Genomic DNA, 16,904 nt, shown 5'->3' with positions numbered 1-16,904 from the left:
TCGTACTACACCCGTCATTGCGTTTCTTGCGCTGCCCGCATCATGCGGCGCGCCACTCGCCTCAGCCTTCCAGACCCGCCGACGCCTTGCTGCGCGTGACGATGCCGTCCATGCAGCGGCCCTTGTCGAGCCCCTCGCCCTCGCAGACCGGCGCGTCGTTGATCAGGAGGTTCTTCACCGTCTCGCACTTGATGCCCGGCACATCGAACTGGCGCACCTTGGACTTGCCCGCCGGCAGGTCGCGGAAATCGAGCAGCGCCAGGCGCTCGACAGTGCCCTTGTCGTTGAAGATGACGAATTCGAAGGAGACCTTCGAAATGTTCTGCGCCAAGCCGTTCTCGGCGACGAAGGTAAAGAGGCAGCCCTTCTGCGAACCGGCAAGCGCATTGAGCTCGACAACGAGCCCCTTGGCCGCGGCGGCCTCCTGCGCGGCGGCGCCGCTCGCGGCAGCGACGGCAAGCATCGACGAGAGAAAAATGGTGCGCACGGTCATGGCCTCGCCTGTTCGAAATTCCGCCCCGGCAGCCTCACAAAGAATTAACATGACTTTACGGCACCGGTATTGCGCGTATAAATAAATATGAGTAAGCAAGTCAAGATAGAAACGCCAAATTCCCCGTCAAACCTCTGTTTCGCTTGGAAAATCAAGTGCGCGGAGAGCCGCGGAAAGTGGCATCGAGCATTTGGATGAAGGCCGCGCCATGACCAACACGACCCGACCCACCCCCGCCGAGATCCGCGCATTCCGCGCCGAGAACCCCAAGATGCGCGAGCGCGACATCGCCGCCCAGCTCGGCATTTCCGAGGCGGCCCTGGTCGCGGCCGAGGTCGGCCTGACGGCCATCCGCATCGACGGCGACGCCAACCGGTTCCTGGAGCGCTCCGAAGCGCTCGGCGAGGTCATGGCGCTCACCCGCAACGAAAGCGTCGTGCACGAGAAGATCGGCGTGTTCGAGAAGATCAACACCGGCAAGCACGCCTCCATCGTGCTCGGCGAGAACATCGACCTGCGCATCTTCCCCGGCGTCTGGGCGCATGGCTTCGCCGTGACCAAGACGGACGGCGACCAGGTCCGCCGGAGCTTGCAGTTCTTCGACAAGGCCGGCAACGCCGTGCACAAGGTCCACCTGCGCCCGGCCTCCAGCCTGGAAGCCTACGAGGCCATCGTAGCCGACTTCCGCCTGGAGGACCAGTCGCAGGAATTCGTCGAGGTCGTCTCCGAAAAGACCGTGGAGACCGGGCCTGTCGACGTCGCGGCGCTGCGCGAGAGCTGGAGCGCCATGACGGACACGCACCAGTTCTTCGGCATGCTGCGCAAGCTGAAGATCGCCCGCCAGGACGCCGTGCGCAGCGTCGGCGAGGATTTCGCCCACGAGGTCCGTGCCGATTCCGTTACCGCGCTGCTCCGCGCCTCCGCCGAGCGCGAGGCCGACATCATGTGCTTCGTCGGCAACCACGGCACGATCCAGATCCACACCGGTCCGGTGAAGAACATCCAGCCGATGGGCCCGTGGATCAACGTCATGGACCCGACCTTCCACATGCACCTGCGCACGGACCACATCGCCGAGTGCTGGGTCGTCCGCAAGCCGACCTCGGACGGCCACGTCACCTCGCTCGAAGCCTATGACGCGAGCGGCGAGATGATCGTCCAGTTCTTCGGCAAGCGGAAGGAAGGCATGAGCGAGCGCACCGACTGGCGCGAAATCCTCGGCAGCCTGCCGCGCCCCGACAGCGCCGCAGCCTGAAGACGAATGCCACCAGGGATCACGATCCAAGGACCACGACCATGAGCAAGAGCTTCGACCTCCGCCGCGCCCGCCCGTGGGAAGTGGCCCTCACCGTCTTTGCGCTTTCCGCGCCGCTTCTGGTGCCCTTTGTCGCCCACGGCGACGGCGGCTTCATCCGCAGGGCCGTCGCGCAGGAAATGCAGCAGGTCGATACCTCCAAGCTCGTGACGATCGGCGGCGCGGTGACGGAAATCGTCTACGCGCTCGGCGAAGGCGGCCGGATCGTCGCGCGCGATTCCACCAGCATGTATCCCGAGGAGGCGATGAAGCTGCCCGACGTCGGCTACATGCGCGCCCTCTCGCCGGAAGGCGTCATCGCCGTCAACCCGACCGCGATCCTCGCCGTCGAAGGCAGCGGCCCGGCCGATGCGCTGGCCGTGCTCAAGAGCGCCGGCATCCCCTTCGAGACCGTGCCGGAAGGCTATGACCGCGCCGCGATCCTCCGGAAGATCGATGTCGTCGGCAATTTCCTCGGCGTGCCGGAAAAGGCAAAGGCGCTGGAGGACAAGGTCGGCGCGGAACTCGACGCCGCCATCGCCGACGCCGCCAAGCGACCGGCGGACCAGCGCAAGCGCGTGCTCTTCGTCCTCAGTTTCCAGAACGGCCGCATCATGGCCGCCGGCAACCATACGGCGGCGGACGGCATCATCGGCCTTGCCGGCGCGGTCAACGCCACCGACAGTACCTTCGAAGGCTACAAGCCCCTCACCGACGAGGCGGTCATCAACGCAAAGCCCGATGTCGTCATGGTCATGACGCGCCCCGGCGCCGGCAGCACGGACGAGGAAGTCCTCGCCCATCCGGCAATCGCCGTGACGCCGGCCGGCCAGAACAAGGCGATCCTGCGCATGAACAGCCTGCACCTGCTCGGCTTCGGCCCGCGCACCGCCTCCGCCATCAGCGACCTCAACAAAGAACTCTACGGCAAGCCCGGCAATGTCTCTCAATGATGCCGTGCGCAATCCGTTTGCGCGTGGTTCCCTTCTGATGCGCTCCGGCACGACGGCCGGCGACCGGACGGCGATCGCACGCCTGACGCTGGTCGTGCTCGTCATCCTCTCGGCCGTCGCGCTCGCCCTGTCGGTGGCAACCGGGGCCTCGGATGCCTCCGCCGTCAATGTCATCGGCGCGCTCCTCACCGGCGCCGACGACACTGCGCTCAGCATGCGCGACCGCATCATCGTCTTCGACATCCGCATGCCCCGCGCCCTGCTCGGCTTCCTCATCGGCGCGGCGCTCGCCATGTCCGGCGCGGTCATGCAGGGGCTTTTCCGCAATCCGCTCGCCGATCCCGGCCTCGTCGGCATCTCCTCCGGCGCCGCGCTCGGCGCGGTGCTGATGATCGTGCTCGGCAGCGCCCTGCCCGCGGGCGTCATGCTGGCGCTCGGCGCCTATGCGCTGCCGCTCGCCGCCTTCGTCGGCGGCCTCCTCACGACGCTGCTGCTCTACCGCATCGCCACGCGCGGCGGACAGACCTCCGTCGCCACGATGCTCCTTGCCGGCATCGCCATCGCCGCCCTCGCCGGCGCCGTCACCGGCATCCTCATCTACATGGCCGACGACAAGCAGCTTCGCGACATCACCTTCTGGGGCCTCGGCTCGCTCTCCGGCATGACCTGGGTGAAGCTCTTCGCCGCCGGCCCGATCATCCTCATCGCCCTTCTCGTCGTGCCGTTCCTGTCGCGCGGGCTGAACGCCATCACGCTCGGCGAGGCGGCCGCCTTTCACATGGGCGTGAAGGTGCAGCGGCTGAAATACACCGCCGTCGTCGCCGTGGCGGGCGCGGTCGGCGCCTCGGTCGCCGTCAGCGGCGGCATCGGCTTCGTCGGCATCGTCGTGCCGCATCTCCTGCGCATCGTCATCGGCCCGGACCACCGCTACCTGCTGCCGGCCTCCGCGCTGCTCGGCGGCGTGCTGATGCTCGGCGCCGACATGCTGGCGCGCACCCTCGTCGCCCCCGCCGAACTGCCCATCGGCATCATCACCGCGCTTGCCGGCGCGCCCTTCTTCCTCTGGGTGCTGCTGCGCGACCGCACGCGCAACGGCTGGTAGGACCATGATCACCGCAAGGAACCTCACGGTCAGCCTGTCCGGCAAGACCATCGTGCACGGCGTGTCGCTCCAGGCGAAGGCCGGCGCGCTCACCGCCATCGTCGGCCCCAACGGCTCGGGCAAGACGACGACGCTGAAGGCGATCGCCGGGGAACTGGCCAGCAAGGGCGACATCGCCATCAACGGCCACGACATCCGCGCGCTCGAACCCTGGCAGCTCGCCATCAAGCGTGCCGTGCTGCCGCAGGCCGCCACCATCGCCTTTCCCTTCACCGTGCGCGAGATCGTCCGCCTCGGCCTCACCGTCGGCCCCAACCGCCACGCCGAGCGCGTCGATGCCATTACCGCAGACGCGCTGGCCGCCGTTGATCTCGCGGGCTTCGCCGGCCGCTTCTACCAGGAGCTTTCGGGCGGCGAGCAGCAGCGCGTGCAGCTTGCCCGCGTGCTCTCGCAGATCTGGGAGCCGATGCTCGACGGCGAGCCCTGCTTCCTGATGCTCGACGAGCCGGTCTCCGCCCTCGACATCCGCCACCAGCTCGCCATCATGCAGCTTGCCCGGCGCTATTGCGAAGGCGGCGGCGGCGTGATCGCCGTCATGCACGACCTCAACCTCACCGCCATGTTCGCCGACCACATGGTGATGATGAAGGGCGGGCGCATCGAGCGCGCCGGACCGCCGGTCGAGGTGATGACGGACGATGCGATGGAGGCCGTCTTCGGCTGCCGCATGCGCATCAATGGCGTGCCTGCCGCAGGCGTGCCCTTCGTCCTGCCCCACACCGCTTCGGCCTGATTTTCCAGCGCCTTACGGAACCTTTTGCCGCAGTGCGCGTTTCCCGCCCCGAAAGACCGTTCCGCCAAGAGGGTGGAGCGCTGTTCTGCCCGCGCCCGCGGGCGACCCTAAAAGGAGAAACGGCATGGCCAACGGAATGTTTTCGTCTCGCAGCAAGAACCTTCGCGATGGGCTCAAGGAAGATGCGCAGGCCGTCGAGGACCAGATCGCGGACCTGCGCGAGGAGATCGCCTCGCTCGCCCGCGTTCTCGCCGACGACGCGTCCAGCCGCGCCGGCAGCATCCGCAAGAAGGCCCGCGCCGCCAAGGCCGGCGTGAGCGACGCTGCGCACGGCCTCAAGGACCGGGCGGAAAGCGACGTCCGCGACATGATCGCCGCCGGGGAAGACATCCTCGCCGAGTTCCAGGCCCGCTACCAGGATTCCGGCCGCAAGGCCCGCAAGGCCGTGCAGGATCATCCGCTCACCACGCTCGGCGTCGCCGCCGCTGCCGGCTTCGTTCTCGCCGCCCTGCTGCGTCGCTGATTTCCTTCTTTCATGACAGGGGACGCCCGCCGGGCGGCCCCGCAATCTCATCCGGAGCACACGGCATGCTGTCACTGGGGGCCATTCTCATGCAAAACCTCGTCACCCGCGTCACCGACCGGGTGGACGAGACGGTCGAGGTCGCCAAGCGCAACGCGATCGGCGGCGTCCTCATCGGCCTCCTCCTCATCACCGCCTATGTGCTGGCGGTGGTCGGCGCCGCCGTGGCACTCGCCCATCGCTATGGCGCCGTCCCTGCCCTCTTCGGCCTTGCCGGTGGTTTCCTGGTCCTGGCGCTCATCGTTCTTGCCGTCGTCGCCGCGCGCAACAAGCGGGAGCGGGAACTTCGCCGCATCCGCCGCGACCAGCTCGCCGCCCGGCGTGACCTGATGGCCGCCGCGGCTACGGCCGCCTCAAGGAAACCCTTCGCCGCCACGGCCGTCGCGCTCGCGCTCGGATTCATGCTCGCGCCGAAATCCCGCCGCCGCGTCGACTGATCACCCGGCACTTCCCTGGAAACGGCAATTCCCTGAAAAGGCCGCTCAGAGCGGCATGCGGATGACAGCGGTGGCGCCCTTCGGCAGATACTCGACATGCACGCTGCTGCCGAGAATCTTGTCGAGGCTGCGCTCGATCAGCACCGAGCCGAAGCCGCGCCGTCCGTCCGGATGCACCGGCGGCCCGCCAACCTCGTGCCAGGTCATGTGGAGCACGCGCTGGCCCTCCTCGCTGACCACGCGGGCTGCGATCACCACCTTGCCGCTCCGCACCGAGAGGGCCCCGTACTTGCGGGCATTGGTGGCGAGTTCGTGCAGCACCAGGCCGAGACCGACCGCCTGGTCCGGCCCGAGTTCCACCTCGTCCTTGTGGATCTCGACCTGGCTGTCGTAGTCGAGCGCATAGGGCATGATCTGCTTCTGCAGCAGCATCTTCAGGTGGATGACGCCCCATTCGTGATCGCTGAGCAGGCCATGCGCCTCGGAGAGCGACTGCAGGCGTCCCGCGAAGGCATCCATGAACTCGACGGGATCGCTCGTCTGCCGGAGGGTCTGGCGGGCCAGCGATTGCAGCATGGCGAGCGTGTTCTTGACCCGGTGGTTCAGTTCGCGCAGCAAAAGCCGCGTGCGCTCGGAGGCGAGTTGCCCGTCCGTGACATCGACGTTGATGCCGAGGAACACGGAGGGGCGGCCGTCCGCATCCCATTCGTGCACGCGGCCGCGGCCGAGCAGCCAGCGGCCGGACTTGGCCGCACGGAACAGACCGTCATATTCCTTGCCCGAGGCGAGCGCATTGCGCAGGTGGTCTATGGTCGCCTTGCGGTCGAGCGGATGCACCGCCGCGAAGAACTTCCGCGCGCTCATCGGCCTGGCCGGCTTGACGCCGAGCATGCGGTAGAAGATCTCGTTGCCGGCAACGACGCCGGTCGGGATTTCCCAGAGCCAGCTTGCGACATTGGCCGCATCGAGCGCCAGCGCATGGCGCTTTTCATCACGCGAGAGAGCCTCTGCCGCCAACATGCGCCGCCGCGCCTCCTCCTTCAGCTTGATCAGCGAGCCGGCGAGCGAGGCGAGTCGCTCCAGCCGCGGCAGGAGATCAGGCGCGGTGCGTGCATGGGGCTTCGTATCGAAGACGCAGACCGTGCCGATCGCCTCCCCGTCGGCGATGATCGGCACCCCCGCATAAAAGCGCAGGTGCGGCTCGTCCGTGACGCTGGGCAGCTTGGAAAAATCGCTGTCCGCGCGGGCGTCGGCCAGGATAAGCGGCTTGCCGCCGCCCAGCGCGATCATGCGCGCGCAGAAGGAATCCTCCGAAGGCGCCCGGATTTCCGGCGTGCCCTGTCGCGCCAGGAACCACTGGTCCGTGCGGCCGAGAATGGTGACGAGGGAAATCGGTGCGGAAAAGAGCGCGGCGGCAAGGGCGGCGATATCGTCGAAATCAGGGTCCGGCCCAAGGAACATCGGCATGGCGGCGTCGAGCGCCGCAAGACGCTTCGGCGCCCCCAGAACCGCGGCAACATCGGACGGCAATGGCTGAATGTTATCCTTCATGCTTTTCCGGTACGCGATTCCGTGCCCGTTTTCACCCGCAACACGCGAGGACGGTGGCAATCACGTCTGTTTCCCCTCAATCTTCTCGCCGTCCGCCGTAACGGCGGACGGCCTGGCGTGTCCGTCAGGATGCGAAGGCGCGCGACGTGATCGGCGCCGACACCGCGTCGGGACCGTAGTCGCTTTCACCGCTGACCTGCAGAAGCTCCTGCAGGCGCTGGCGGGCGCGGTTCACGCGGCTCTTGATCGTACCGAGCGCGCAACCGCAAATCTCCGCCGCCTCCTCATAGGAAAAGCCCGACGCCCCCACAAGGATGATCGCCTCGCGCTGCTCGTCCGGCAGCTTTTCCAGCGCCTTCTTGAAGTCCTGCATGTCGAGCGAACCGTATTGCGAGGGATGCTGCGCGAGGTTCTCGGTGAAGATACCGTCGGAATCCTGAACCTCGCGGCCACGCTTGCGCAGCTTGCTGTAGAGCTCGTTGCGCAGGATCGTGAAGAGCCATGCCTTCATGTTCGTGCCCATCTCGAACTGCTCCTGCTTGGCCCACGCTTTCATGATCGTGTCCTGCACGAGGTCGTCGGCCTGGTCGTGGCGGCCGATCAGGGAGATGGCGAAGGCGCGAAGGCTCGGCAGTACCGCCAGCAACTCACGCTTGAAAGTGGTCTGTCCCTGGTCCATCACATCCTCACTCGGCCCGTTGAACGCTGCTTTCGACAGCGTCCAATTTTTCGAGAAGATCCAGGAACCTCTGGGGAAGCGCCTCGTCCTGCACGGAATGATAGAAGGCGCGAAGCTTCGTCGCGATCTGTGCATTTGGGTCGTCGGCACCCTTGGGAGTCTTTCTCCCGTCCGTCTGTTTTTCTAAGCTATTCACTCTTGGCCACTTTCATTTCTGTTTCCCGCCCCCGAATGGTGATTTCGCCGTGGAAATGCCTCCTGCCAAAAAAAGTTCCATGCTCTGGAACCTAAATTTGGCTTCCGCGTTCAAACCGTCAACTGCGATTGCAACAAATTAAGAACGGGGAACATATCATGCCGATTTCCGACCGCATCGGGCCGCACCTCCCGGCGTTGCGCCGTTACGCGCGCGCCCTGACGGGAACCCAATCCTCCGGTGACGCCTATGTGGCCGCCACGCTCGAAACCATTCTCATAGACCCCGTCACAATGCTGGAATGCGACGATGACAAGGCAAGGCTCTTCGGCCTGCTCAGCCGTATCATCTCCTCGCTGCCCCTGTCGATGAGCGGCGGCGCGGGCGCCATCGTCCCGGGTGCGGAAGCGCCGTTCGATCTGTCCGACGTTCCCCCGCTCGGCCGCCAGGCGCTGCTGCTGGCGACGGTCGAGGGCTTTTCGGTCGAGCAGACGGCCGACATCCTGGAAGCAGAAGAAACCGCCATCCGCACGCTGCTCGACGCCGCCTTCGCGGAAATCGCCGCGCAGGCCGAGACGGGCATCATGATCATCGAGGACGAACCGCTGATCGCGCTCGACCTTGCCCATATGGTCAGCGGCATGGGCCACCGGGTCACCGGCATCGCCCGCACGCAGGCAGAAGCCGAGACGCTGTGGAGCGATAGCCGCCCCGGCCTCGTGCTCGCCGACGTCAAGCTCGCGGACGGTTCCTCCGGCATCGACGCCGTCAACACGATCCTCTCGCGCACGACCATTCCCGTGATCTTCATTACCGCCTACCCGGAAAAACTCCTGACGGGCGAGCGGCCGGAACCGGCCTTCCTCGTCTCCAAGCCTTTCAACCCCGAACAGGTGAAGGTGCTGATCAACCAGGCCCTTCTCTTTACGCCGCAGACCCGCGCAGCGGCCTGATCTCGCTCCCGGATAGCCGCAGCGGCGGCGCGGCTGGCGGCGGTGGGACGGCACGCCCACCGCCGTCTTTGCTTGTCCACCTGATATTGCCGATATTGCCGGGTCCACAAAGAGAAACAGCCAGCGCCGGGGAGGCACTGGCTGCTTGAGTATCCACGGACCGGAGGGGGACACGGTGTCGTGGTCGATCACCGGTCGAGGGCCTCGCATCTGGGGGATATGCGCAGACCGGTGACGAGCTAAAAACACGCCGCACGCCATTTGGTTCCACCGGCCGAGGATTTTTTTTGCAATCGTCAATCGATCGCTTCAAGCTCCGCCCGGTGGCGATAGAGCGCGAGGAACCGGCGATAGTCCCGGTCGTAGCCGGCCTTGCGGCGCGCATCGGGCAGGAATGCGGTGCCCCCGGGATACATGCCCGCGCCCGCAGCCGGCAGGTCCGGGTAGAGGCCGCCGGCGACGGCAGCGGCAATGGCGGTTCCGAGCAGCACCGCATCGCCGGTATCCGGCACCACGACGCGGCGACCCGTGACGTCGCGGTAAAGCTCCATCAGCAGCGGATTGCGCACATGGCCGCCGGCGACGTGAAGCGTATCGAGCGCATATCCGCTTTCGCCGAGCTTTTCGAGGATGTGGCGGATACCGAGCGCGATGGCCACCGAGGTTCGCCAATAGAGCCGGCAGAGCCCGTCAAAGGACGCATCGAGCGCCAGCCCGCTGATCACGCCGAGGGCGTGCGGGTCGGCGAGCGGCGAGCGGTTGCCGTGGAAGTCCGGCAGCACATGCAGTCGCGCGGCGAAATCCTCGCCTTCCTCGACCCGCATCTCGCCGATGCGCGCGGCGATGCGCGCATGGTGCTCCGCGGACGGTTCGCCGCCGGCGCCATGCGTGCGCACGACATGGTCGAGCAGGGCGCCCGCCGCGGATTGCCCGCCCTCCACCAGCCACCATCCCGGCAGCACCGCCTCGTAATACGGCCCCCACATGCCGAAGCCGAACTTCCTTTCGCGCGAGAAGGCGACGATGCAGCTCGACGTGCCGCCGATCAGCGCGAGCTGCCGCTCCAGCGTCTCCGGCTCGGCCGCGAAGGAGCCGAGCACGCCGAGCGCACCGGCATACGCGTCGATGAGGGCTGCCGCGACCACGCAGCCCGTATCGAGGCCAAGGTCGAGTGCCGCCTCCGCGGTCAGCCGCCCGACGGCATCGCCGACCGCGAGGGTCGTCTCCGGCAGCGAGCCCCGCTCGCGCACGTCCTCGAGCCCCAGCGCCTTCAGGAAGCTCTCGCTCCAGGGCTTCTCGTCATGGGAGAGATAGTTCCACTTGGCCGCCATCGTGCAGCGCGAGCGGGCGTTCGAGCCCGTCGCGCGCCAGGTGACGAAGTCGGCGAGATCGAAGAAATAGCCGGCCTTCGCCCATTGCTCCGGCCGGTGCCGCTTGAGCCACATGAGCTTCGGCATCTCCATTTCCGGCGACATGACCCGGCCGGAATGGGCGAGCACCGGATGCTCCGTCGCCGTGCAGACATCGGCTTCCTTCAGCGCACGATGATCGAGCCAGACGATCGTATCCCAGCGCGCCTCCTCGCCGCCGGACACGGCAAGGGGCTTTCCCGCCCTGTCCCGCACGACCAGCGAGCACGTCGCGTCGATGCCGAGCGAGGCGACCCGCGCGGCGCTCGCGCCAGCGGCGGCGCAGGCGGCCCTGACCGCCACGCAGACGGCGCGCCAGATCTCCTCGGAATCGTGTTCGGCATGGTCCGCACTCGGCCGGCGCATGGCGATCGGATGCTCGGAACGCCCGAGCAGCGCACCGCTCCGGTCGAACACACCGGCACGGGCACTGCCGGTGCCGATGTCCACCGCAACGATCAGATCGCGCATCAATGCTCTTTCCCGTCGACCTTTTCTTTGCGGACAAACTGTAACAATTCCCGCATGTCGTCAAACAGGGCGTCGGGTTCGAGGGCCAGCAGGGTTTGTCGGTGCTGCGGCGTGCGCGCATGGGAGCCGCCGGTGAAGGCGACGACCCGCATGCCCGCGGATTTCGCCGCCACGATGCCGGCCGGGCTATCCTCCACCACGACGCAGCGCGCCGGCTCCACGCCCATCACGGCACTGGCATGCAGGAAGAGATCGGGCGCCGGCTTGCCGTGCGCGACCATGCTGGCGCTGAAGATGTTCGGCTCGAAACGATCGATGAGGCCGGTGACGGAAAGCGACAGCCGGATGCGCTCCGGCTGGCTGGACGAGGCGACGCAATGGGCGATGCCGAGCCCGTCGACAGTCTCGGCGATGCCCTCTATCGGCTGCAATTCGGCGCGGAACCGCTCGTAGAGCACCCTGCGCATCGCATCCAGGAAGGCCGCGTCTATGGCAAGGCCGTATTCATCATGCAGGATTTCCGACATGCTCTGCAGGCTGCGGCCGAGGAAGCGGTCATGCGCTTCCGCCTCGCTCATCGCCACGCCCGCCGCCGCGAGCGCCTCGACGAGGACGGTGATCGAGATCGGCTCGCTGTCGACCAGCACGCCGTCGCAATCGAAGATGACCAGTTCTGTCGCTTTGGCGGCCATGGCGTTCCGTTCCGTTTTCAGGCCCCCGTTGGTACTGGCTGGCCCTCGCGATGAAAAGCCCCGCCTGCACGGTCTCCTCAGTTTGCGAGCCGGTCTTCCAGGTAGCGCTTGAGCGTCGCGCGCGTTCCGAACTGCTGGAGGGATGCAAGGGCGTTGGCAAAGCGCGCGCGGAAGAGGTCCGACGCGGCGACCGTGCCGAAGATGTCCTTGAGTTCGAGGAAGGCGAAGGGATCGCTCGTCGCGGCCTTGGCGGCCGCATGGATGCGGTCGATATTGGGGTCGTTGAAAGTGATGGTCTTGCCGCTGTCCGACGTGCCGGCGAGATAATGGCACCAGAGCGCCGAGACCAGCGACAGGCCGATGACGTCCTCGCCGCGCGAAAGCCGGTCGGCGGTGGACGGCAGGATGAATTTCGGCTGGCGGTTCGAGCCGTCCTGGGCAAGCCGCGGGATCGTGTCGCCGATCTTCGGGTTGAGGAAGCGGTGCTCGATCAGCGCGAAATAATCGTCAAGATTGGTGTCCGGCACGGGCGGGATGACGGGGATGATCTCGTCCCGCTCCAGCTTGGCGAGGAAGGCGCGGATGTCCGCGTCCTCCATCGCCTCGTGCACGAAATGGATGTCGAGCAGCGCCGCCGGATAGGCAATGGCCGCATGGCCGCCGTTGAGGATGCGGATCTTCATGTGCTCGTAGGGCGCGACGTCCGGCACGAACTGGACGCCGGCCTTTTCCAGCGCCGGGCGGCCTTGCGGGAAATGATCCTCCAGCACCCATTGCTTGAATTCCTCGCAGAAGACCGGCCAGGCGTCGTCGATGCCGTAGTCGTCGGCGGCGATGGTGATCTCGCGCGGGCCGGTCGCGGGCGTGATCCGGTCGACCATGCCGTTCGGGAAGGCGACATTGGCGTCGATCCAGTCGGCGAGCGCCGGATCGGAAAGGCGGGCAAGGCCGGAGACGGCGGCGTGCGTGACCTCGCCATTGCCGGGAATGTTGTCGCAGGACATGACGGTATAGGGCGCAATGCCCTTCTCCCGGCGTGCCTTGAGCCCGGCAAGGATGAGGCCGAAGACGGTCTTCGGGTTGCCCGGATCGGCGGCGTCGGCGGCAATCGCCGGATGGGTCGGATCGAAGACGCCGGAGGCCGGATTGATGAAATAGCCGCCCTCGGTGATCGTCAGCGAGACGATGCGGATCGCCGGGTCCGAGAGCTGGGCGATGGTCGCCGCCGCATTGCCGGGGGCGAGATAGTCGATCATCGCGCCCGTGACGCGCGCGCCGGAACGATTGTTGTCCTGCTCGACCACGGTCGTCAGGAAATCTTGGCCCGCGAGCTTGTCGCGCATCGCCGCATCGGAGGGCAGGACGCCCGCGCCGATGATCGCCCAGTCATGGTCGAGGCCGAGATTGAAAAGGTCGTCGAGATAGACCGCCTGGTGCGCCCGGTGGAAATTGCCGACGCCGAAATGGACGATGCCGGCCGCAAGGCTGCCGCGCTCATGGGCGGGCACGCTTGCCGTCCGGGCGATTTCCTTGAGATTGGCGAGCGACAGTTTCGTGGTCATGGTCCAGTCCTTCCGGTCTATCCGGTCTTTTCTCGTGCGGGTCCGCGTGGATAGCGCGGGCTCAGCTCATCCAGTTGCCGCCATCGACATTGTAGGTCTGGGCGACGACGTAGTTGCTCTCCTGCGAGGCAAGGAAGATCGCCATGCCGGTGAGGTCGTCCGCCGTCCCCATGCGGCCGAAGGGCACTTCGGCGCCGACGAGGCGCTTCTTCTCGCCGAGCGGCCGGTTCTCGTATTTCGCAAAGAGCGCGTCGACGCCGTCCCAGTGCTCGCCGTCGACCACGCCGGGGGCGATGGCATTGACGTTGATGCCGTGCCTGATGAGGTTCAGCCCGGCCGACTGGGTGAGGCTGATCACCGCGGCCTTGGTGGCGCAGTAGATGGCGACGAGCGCCTCGCCGCGCCGGCCGGCCTGGCTCGCCATGTTGATGATCTTGCCGCCGCGGCCCTGTGCGATCATCTGTTTCGCCGCCGCCTGCAGCGTGAAGAGCGTGCCGGCGACATTGATCGAGAACAGCCTGTCATAGCTCTCCCGCGTGATCTCAACGATCGGCGCGAGGTCGAAGAGCGCGGCGTTGTTGACGAGGATGTCGAGCCCGCCGGCTTCCTTCACGCAGGTCCCGATCGCCGCATCGATGGATTCCTGCCGCGTCACGTCCATCTGGACCGCATAGGCCGCGGGACCGATCTCGCTGGCGGTCGCCTGCGCCCGCTCGATATTGATGTCGGCGATGGCGACCCGGGCACCCTCGCGCACATAGGCCTCCGCAAAGGCCCGGCCGATGCCGCGCGCCGATCCCGTGATGAGCGCGCTCTTGCCTTCCAGTCTGTTCATCGGATTGCCATTCCCTTGTCGTCGAAGCGATGGATGCGGGTGTCGTCGGGCGTCAGGTAGACCGTATCGCCGTGGGTGACGCCGAAGTCGCCGCCGGCGCGCACCGTCATCATGCCGATGCCCTCGACATTGACGTGCAGGAAGGTATCGGAGCCGAGGTGCTCGGCGACGCCGACGAGGCCCTTCCAGGTGCCGCTCTCCCTGGAGAGCTTCAGGTGCTCCGGACGGACGCCGACGGTCGGCGCATTCCAGGGCCTTGCCGCCTCGCCCGTGACGAAGTTCATGCGCGGCGAGCCGATGAAGCCGGCGACGAAGAGGTTGTCCGGCTTGTTGTAGAGGTCGAGCGGCGAGCCGACCTGCTCGATATTGCCGGCATTCAGCACCACGATCTTGTCGGCCATGGTCATGGCCTCCACCTGGTCGTGGGTGACGTAGATCATCGTGGTCTTGAGCTGGTAGTGCAGCTCGGAGATCTCGAGCCGCATCGTGCCGCGCAGCGCCGCGTCGAGGTTGGACAGCGGCTCGTCGAATAAAAAGGCCGACGGTTCGCGCACGATGGCGCGGCCGATGGCCACGCGCTGGCGCTGACCGCCGGAAAGTTGACCCGGCCGCCGCTCCAGGTAGTTGGTGAGGTTCAGCACGCGTGCTGCTTCCGTCACCTTCTTGTCGATGATGGCAGGATCGGTCTTCGCCATCTTCAGCGGGAAGGCGATGTTGTTGCGTACCGTCATGTGCGGATAGAGCGCATAGGACTGGAACACCATGGCGAGCCCGCGTTTGGCGGGAGCGGCGGCGGTCACGTCCTTGCCGTCGATCTCGATGGTGCCGCTCGTGGTGTCCTCAAGGCCCGCGATGAGGCGCAGCAGCGTGGACTTGCCGCAGCCCGACGGGCCGACGAAGACGACGAACTCGCCGTCCTCGATGGTGAGGTCGATGCCCGGGATGACCTGCGTGGCGCCGAAGGCCTTGTTGACTTTCTTGAGAATGATCTTGCCCATGGGTTTCCTCCCCGATCTCTGGTCGTCTTACTTCACGGCGCCGAAGGTCAGGCCGCGGACAAGCTGTTTCTGGCTGAACCATCCCATGATGAGGATGGGCGCGATGGCGAGCGTGGAGGCTGCCGAGAGTTTGGCCCAGAACAGGCCCTGCGGGCTCGAGAACGAGGCGATGAAGGCCGTCAGCGGCGCGGCGTTCGTCGTCGTCAGGCGGATCGTCCAGAAGGATTCGTTCCAGGCGAGGATGATGTTGAGCAGCAGCGTCGAGGCGATGCCGGGCACCGCCATCGGCGTCAGCACGTAGACGATCTCCTGCAGCAGGCCCGCGCCGTCCATGCGGGCCGCTTCGAGGATCTCGCCGGGGATTTCCCGGAAGTAGGTGTAGAGCATCCACACGACGATCGGCAGGTTGATCAGCGTCAGCATGACGGTGAGGCCGAGGCGCGTATCGAGAAGGCCGGTGTCGCGGAAGATGAGGTAGATCGGCACCAGAACGGCGACGGCCGGCATCATCTTGGTCGAGAGCATCCACATCAGGATGTCCTTGGTGCGCCGCGTCGGCGAGAAGGCCATCGACCATGCCGCCGGGATGGCGATGGCGAGCGCCAGCAGCGTGGAGCCGACGGAGAGGACCACCGAGTTCATGAAGGGCTTGAAGTAGTCGCGCTGCGTCTGCACCGTCACGTAGCTTTCCAGCGTGAAGGAGGGGATCAGGCTGAAGCCCTTGATCGCTTCCGGCTCCGTCTTCAGCGACGTGATGATCGTATAGAGGATCGGGAAGAAGATGATCAGCGCGACGATCCAGGCGGCGGTCGTGGCGAGGACCTTGTGGCGGGTCGAAACGGCTCGTGCCATGGTCTTTCCTCCTACTTGTCCAGGTTCTTGCCGACGGCGCGCATCAGGAAGATGGCGACGATATTGGCGAGGATGACGGCGATGATGCCGCCGGCGGAGGCGCCGCCCACGTCGTAGCCGAGAAGCGCGGTGCGGTAGATCAGGAAGGCGAGGTTCGTCGAGGCATAGCCCGGCCCGCCGTTCGTGGTGACGAGGATTTCCGCATAGACGCCGAGCAGGAAGATCGTCTGGATGAGGATGACGACGGTGATGGCGCGCGCAAGGTGCGGCAGCGTCAGGTAGATGAAGCGGGAAACGAAGCCCGCGCCGTCCATCTCGGCCGCCTCCTTCTGCTCGCCGTCGAGCGACTGCAGCGCCGTCAGGAGGATGAGCGTGGCGAAGGGCAGCCATTGCCAGGCGACGATGATGATGATGGAGAGCAGCGGGAACTGCGCGAACCAGTCGATGGGCTGGAAGCCGAAGGCGCGGTTGATGTCGGCCAGCACCCCGTATCCCGGATGCATGATCATGTTCTTCCACACCAGCGCGGCGACCGGCGGCATGACGAAGAAGGGCGAGATGATCATGATGCGCACGATCCCCTGCCCCCACATGGGCTGGTCGAGCAGCAGCGCGATGGCGGTCCCCCCGACGATGGTGATGAGAAGCACCCCGCCGACGATCAGCAGCGTGTTCCAGATCGACTGGAAGAAGGCCGGATCGGTGTAGAAGAACTTGTAGTTGAACAGCCCCGTCCAGCTCACATTCGCCGGGTTCAGGAGGTTGTAGTTCTGGAACGAGAACCACAGCGTCATCGCCAGCGGCACGATCATCCAGATCAGAAGCAGACCCACCGAGGGCGCCAGCATCAGCCGCGCGAGCCCGCGCGTATTTTCCGTTGCCATGATTTCCTCCCGAGAGCCGGTGCGGCCGGCCACGCTGTCAGATCATATATGCCGTCAGCGGCCCCTCACCTGCCTGCCGGCATCCGCTCCCCGCAGGCGGGGAGAGGAACGATGGGCGTGCCGCTTTCCTCCTTCTCCCCGCCTGCGGGGAGAAGGTCCCGGCAGGG

General features: G+C 66.3%; 18 protein-coding genes. 7 read left to right on the top strand and 11 right to left on the bottom strand.

Translation table 11 applies throughout. The features are described from left to right. Positions 1-61 precede the first annotated feature (61 nt). Positions 62-493, bottom strand: coding sequence for a hypothetical protein (locus L0976_RS06390; protein ID WP_234186564.1), 432 nt, complete (start codon positions 491-493; stop codon positions 62-64). 208 nt (positions 494-701) lie between these two features. On the opposite strand from L0976_RS06390, the gene L0976_RS06385 reads away from it, so the two are divergent. The 6 genes from L0976_RS06385 to L0976_RS06360 all read left to right on the top strand — a co-directional run bounded on the left by L0976_RS06385 (position 702) and on the right by L0976_RS06360 (position 5,655). Beyond that, a complete protein-coding gene (locus L0976_RS06385; RefSeq protein WP_234186563.1) occupies positions 702-1,748 on the top strand; it encodes a hemin-degrading factor in 1,047 nt (348 codons plus the stop codon). A 41-nt stretch (positions 1,749-1,789) separates the two neighbouring features. Then, positions 1,790-2,740, top strand: a complete 951-nt coding sequence (locus L0976_RS06380; protein ID WP_203315913.1) for a hemin ABC transporter substrate-binding protein — start codon at positions 1,790-1,792, stop codon at positions 2,738-2,740. Then, positions 2,727-3,842, top strand: coding sequence for a FecCD family ABC transporter permease (locus L0976_RS06375; RefSeq protein ID WP_370643595.1), 1,116 nt, complete (start codon positions 2,727-2,729; stop codon positions 3,840-3,842). Before L0976_RS06380 ends, L0976_RS06375 begins: the two co-directional genes overlap by 14 nt. 4 nt (positions 3,843-3,846) lie before the next feature. Next, positions 3,847-4,635 (top strand): heme ABC transporter ATP-binding protein, encoded by a 789-nt coding sequence (locus L0976_RS06370; protein ID WP_203315915.1) that lies wholly within the window; start codon positions 3,847-3,849, stop codon positions 4,633-4,635. Between the two features lie 124 nt (positions 4,636-4,759). Next, complete coding sequence (locus tag L0976_RS06365; protein WP_203315916.1) at positions 4,760-5,158, top strand: DUF883 family protein; 399 nt, start codon at positions 4,760-4,762, stop codon at positions 5,156-5,158. Positions 5,159-5,223: 65 nt separating this feature from the next. Next, the gene (locus L0976_RS06360) at positions 5,224-5,655 is read left to right on the top strand and encodes a hypothetical protein (RefSeq protein WP_234186562.1); all 432 of its coding nucleotides are present in this window, start codon (positions 5,224-5,226) and stop codon (positions 5,653-5,655) included. 45 nt (positions 5,656-5,700) lie between these two features. Here L0976_RS06360 and L0976_RS06355 read toward each other — a convergent pair whose 3' ends face one another. The 3 genes from L0976_RS06355 to L0976_RS06345 form a co-directional block, all read right to left on the bottom strand. Next, positions 5,701-7,206: a sensor histidine kinase gene (locus L0976_RS06355; protein WP_234186561.1), complete on the bottom strand. Its 1,506-nt coding sequence runs from the start codon at positions 7,204-7,206 to the stop codon at positions 5,701-5,703. Between the two features lie 124 nt (positions 7,207-7,330). Then, positions 7,331-7,885: an RNA polymerase sigma factor gene (locus tag L0976_RS06350; protein WP_203315919.1), complete on the bottom strand. Its 555-nt coding sequence runs from the start codon at positions 7,883-7,885 to the stop codon at positions 7,331-7,333. Positions 7,886-7,892: 7 nt separating this feature from the next. Next, a complete protein-coding gene (locus L0976_RS06345) occupies positions 7,893-8,081 on the bottom strand; it encodes a NepR family anti-sigma factor (RefSeq protein WP_203315920.1) in 189 nt (62 codons plus the stop codon). A 158-nt stretch (positions 8,082-8,239) separates the two neighbouring features. On the opposite strand from L0976_RS06345, the gene L0976_RS06340 reads away from it, so the two are divergent. Beyond that, on the top strand, positions 8,240-9,034 hold the full coding sequence (locus L0976_RS06340) for a response regulator (protein ID WP_203315921.1): 795 nt from the start codon (positions 8,240-8,242) through the stop codon (positions 9,032-9,034). A 296-nt stretch (positions 9,035-9,330) separates the two neighbouring features. Here the strand turns inward: L0976_RS06340 and L0976_RS06335 are convergent, their stop codons facing one another. The 7 genes from L0976_RS06335 to L0976_RS06305 all read right to left on the bottom strand — a co-directional run bounded on the left by L0976_RS06335 (position 9,331) and on the right by L0976_RS06305 (position 16,737). Continuing rightward, positions 9,331-10,914 (bottom strand): FGGY-family carbohydrate kinase, encoded by a 1,584-nt coding sequence (locus tag L0976_RS06335; protein ID WP_234186560.1) that lies wholly within the window; start codon positions 10,912-10,914, stop codon positions 9,331-9,333. After that, the gene (locus tag L0976_RS06330; protein WP_203315923.1) at positions 10,914-11,606 is read right to left on the bottom strand and encodes an HAD family phosphatase; all 693 of its coding nucleotides are present in this window, start codon (positions 11,604-11,606) and stop codon (positions 10,914-10,916) included. Before L0976_RS06330 ends, L0976_RS06335 begins: the two co-directional genes overlap by 1 nt. A 77-nt stretch (positions 11,607-11,683) precedes the next feature. Further along, positions 11,684-13,168, bottom strand: coding sequence for a mannitol dehydrogenase family protein (locus L0976_RS06325; RefSeq protein WP_234186559.1), 1,485 nt, complete (start codon positions 13,166-13,168; stop codon positions 11,684-11,686). Positions 13,169-13,229: 61 nt separating this feature from the next. Then, positions 13,230-14,003: an L-iditol 2-dehydrogenase gene (locus L0976_RS06320; RefSeq protein WP_234186558.1), complete on the bottom strand. Its 774-nt coding sequence runs from the start codon at positions 14,001-14,003 to the stop codon at positions 13,230-13,232. Continuing rightward, on the bottom strand, positions 14,000-15,001 hold the full coding sequence (locus L0976_RS06315) for an ABC transporter ATP-binding protein (protein ID WP_234186557.1): 1,002 nt from the start codon (positions 14,999-15,001) through the stop codon (positions 14,000-14,002). Before L0976_RS06315 ends, L0976_RS06320 begins: the two co-directional genes overlap by 4 nt. Before the next feature lie 27 nt (positions 15,002-15,028). Then, complete coding sequence (locus L0976_RS06310) at positions 15,029-15,853, bottom strand: carbohydrate ABC transporter permease (protein ID WP_203315927.1); 825 nt, start codon at positions 15,851-15,853, stop codon at positions 15,029-15,031. Positions 15,854-15,864: 11 nt separating this feature from the next. Next, entirely contained in the window at positions 15,865-16,737 is an 873-nt protein-coding gene (locus tag L0976_RS06305; RefSeq protein WP_203315928.1) for a carbohydrate ABC transporter permease, read from the bottom strand. Between the last annotated feature and the right edge of the window lie 167 nt (positions 16,738-16,904).

It is taken from the genome of Shinella sp. NM-101, assembly GCF_021401195.1.
Classification (GTDB): domain Bacteria; phylum Pseudomonadota; class Alphaproteobacteria; order Rhizobiales; family Rhizobiaceae; genus Shinella.
The sequence above is the reverse complement of the archived record's forward strand: the minus strand, read 5'-3'. Positions and strand labels throughout refer to the sequence as shown.

Excerpts from the sequence above, each read along its gene's own strand:
- L0976_RS06305 (WP_203315928.1), bottom strand. The coding sequence starts at position 16,737 with ATGGCAACGGAAAATACGCGCGGGCTCGCGCGGCTGATGCTGGCGCCC.
- L0976_RS06325 (WP_234186559.1), bottom strand. The coding sequence starts at position 13,168 with ATGACCACGAAACTGTCGCTCGCCAATCTCAAGGAAATCGCCCGGACG.
- L0976_RS06350 (WP_203315919.1), bottom strand. The coding sequence starts at position 7,885 with ATGGACCAGGGACAGACCACTTTCAAGCGTGAGTTGCTGGCGGTACTG.
- L0976_RS06385 (WP_234186563.1), top strand. The coding sequence starts at position 702 with ATGACCAACACGACCCGACCCACCCCCGCCGAGATCCGCGCATTCCGC.
- L0976_RS06370 (WP_203315915.1), top strand. The coding sequence starts at position 3,847 with ATGATCACCGCAAGGAACCTCACGGTCAGCCTGTCCGGCAAGACCATC.
- L0976_RS06335 (WP_234186560.1), bottom strand. The coding sequence starts at position 10,914 with ATGCGCGATCTGATCGTTGCGGTGGACATCGGCACCGGCAGTGCCCGT.
- L0976_RS06320 (WP_234186558.1), bottom strand. The coding sequence starts at position 14,003 with ATGAACAGACTGGAAGGCAAGAGCGCGCTCATCACGGGATCGGCGCGC.
- L0976_RS06365 (WP_203315916.1), top strand. The coding sequence starts at position 4,760 with ATGGCCAACGGAATGTTTTCGTCTCGCAGCAAGAACCTTCGCGATGGG.
- L0976_RS06330 (WP_203315923.1), bottom strand. The coding sequence starts at position 11,606 with ATGGCCGCCAAAGCGACAGAACTGGTCATCTTCGATTGCGACGGCGTG.
- L0976_RS06355 (WP_234186561.1), bottom strand. The coding sequence starts at position 7,206 with ATGAAGGATAACATTCAGCCATTGCCGTCCGATGTTGCCGCGGTTCTG.
- L0976_RS06340 (WP_203315921.1), top strand. The coding sequence starts at position 8,240 with ATGCCGATTTCCGACCGCATCGGGCCGCACCTCCCGGCGTTGCGCCGT.
- L0976_RS06380 (WP_203315913.1), top strand. The coding sequence starts at position 1,790 with ATGAGCAAGAGCTTCGACCTCCGCCGCGCCCGCCCGTGGGAAGTGGCC.
- L0976_RS06315 (WP_234186557.1), bottom strand. The coding sequence starts at position 15,001 with ATGGGCAAGATCATTCTCAAGAAAGTCAACAAGGCCTTCGGCGCCACG.
- L0976_RS06375 (WP_370643595.1), top strand. The coding sequence starts at position 2,727 with ATGTCTCTCAATGATGCCGTGCGCAATCCGTTTGCGCGTGGTTCCCTT.
- L0976_RS06390 (WP_234186564.1), bottom strand. The coding sequence starts at position 493 with ATGACCGTGCGCACCATTTTTCTCTCGTCGATGCTTGCCGTCGCTGCC.
- L0976_RS06360 (WP_234186562.1), top strand. The coding sequence starts at position 5,224 with ATGCTGTCACTGGGGGCCATTCTCATGCAAAACCTCGTCACCCGCGTC.
- L0976_RS06310 (WP_203315927.1), bottom strand. The coding sequence starts at position 15,853 with ATGGCACGAGCCGTTTCGACCCGCCACAAGGTCCTCGCCACGACCGCC.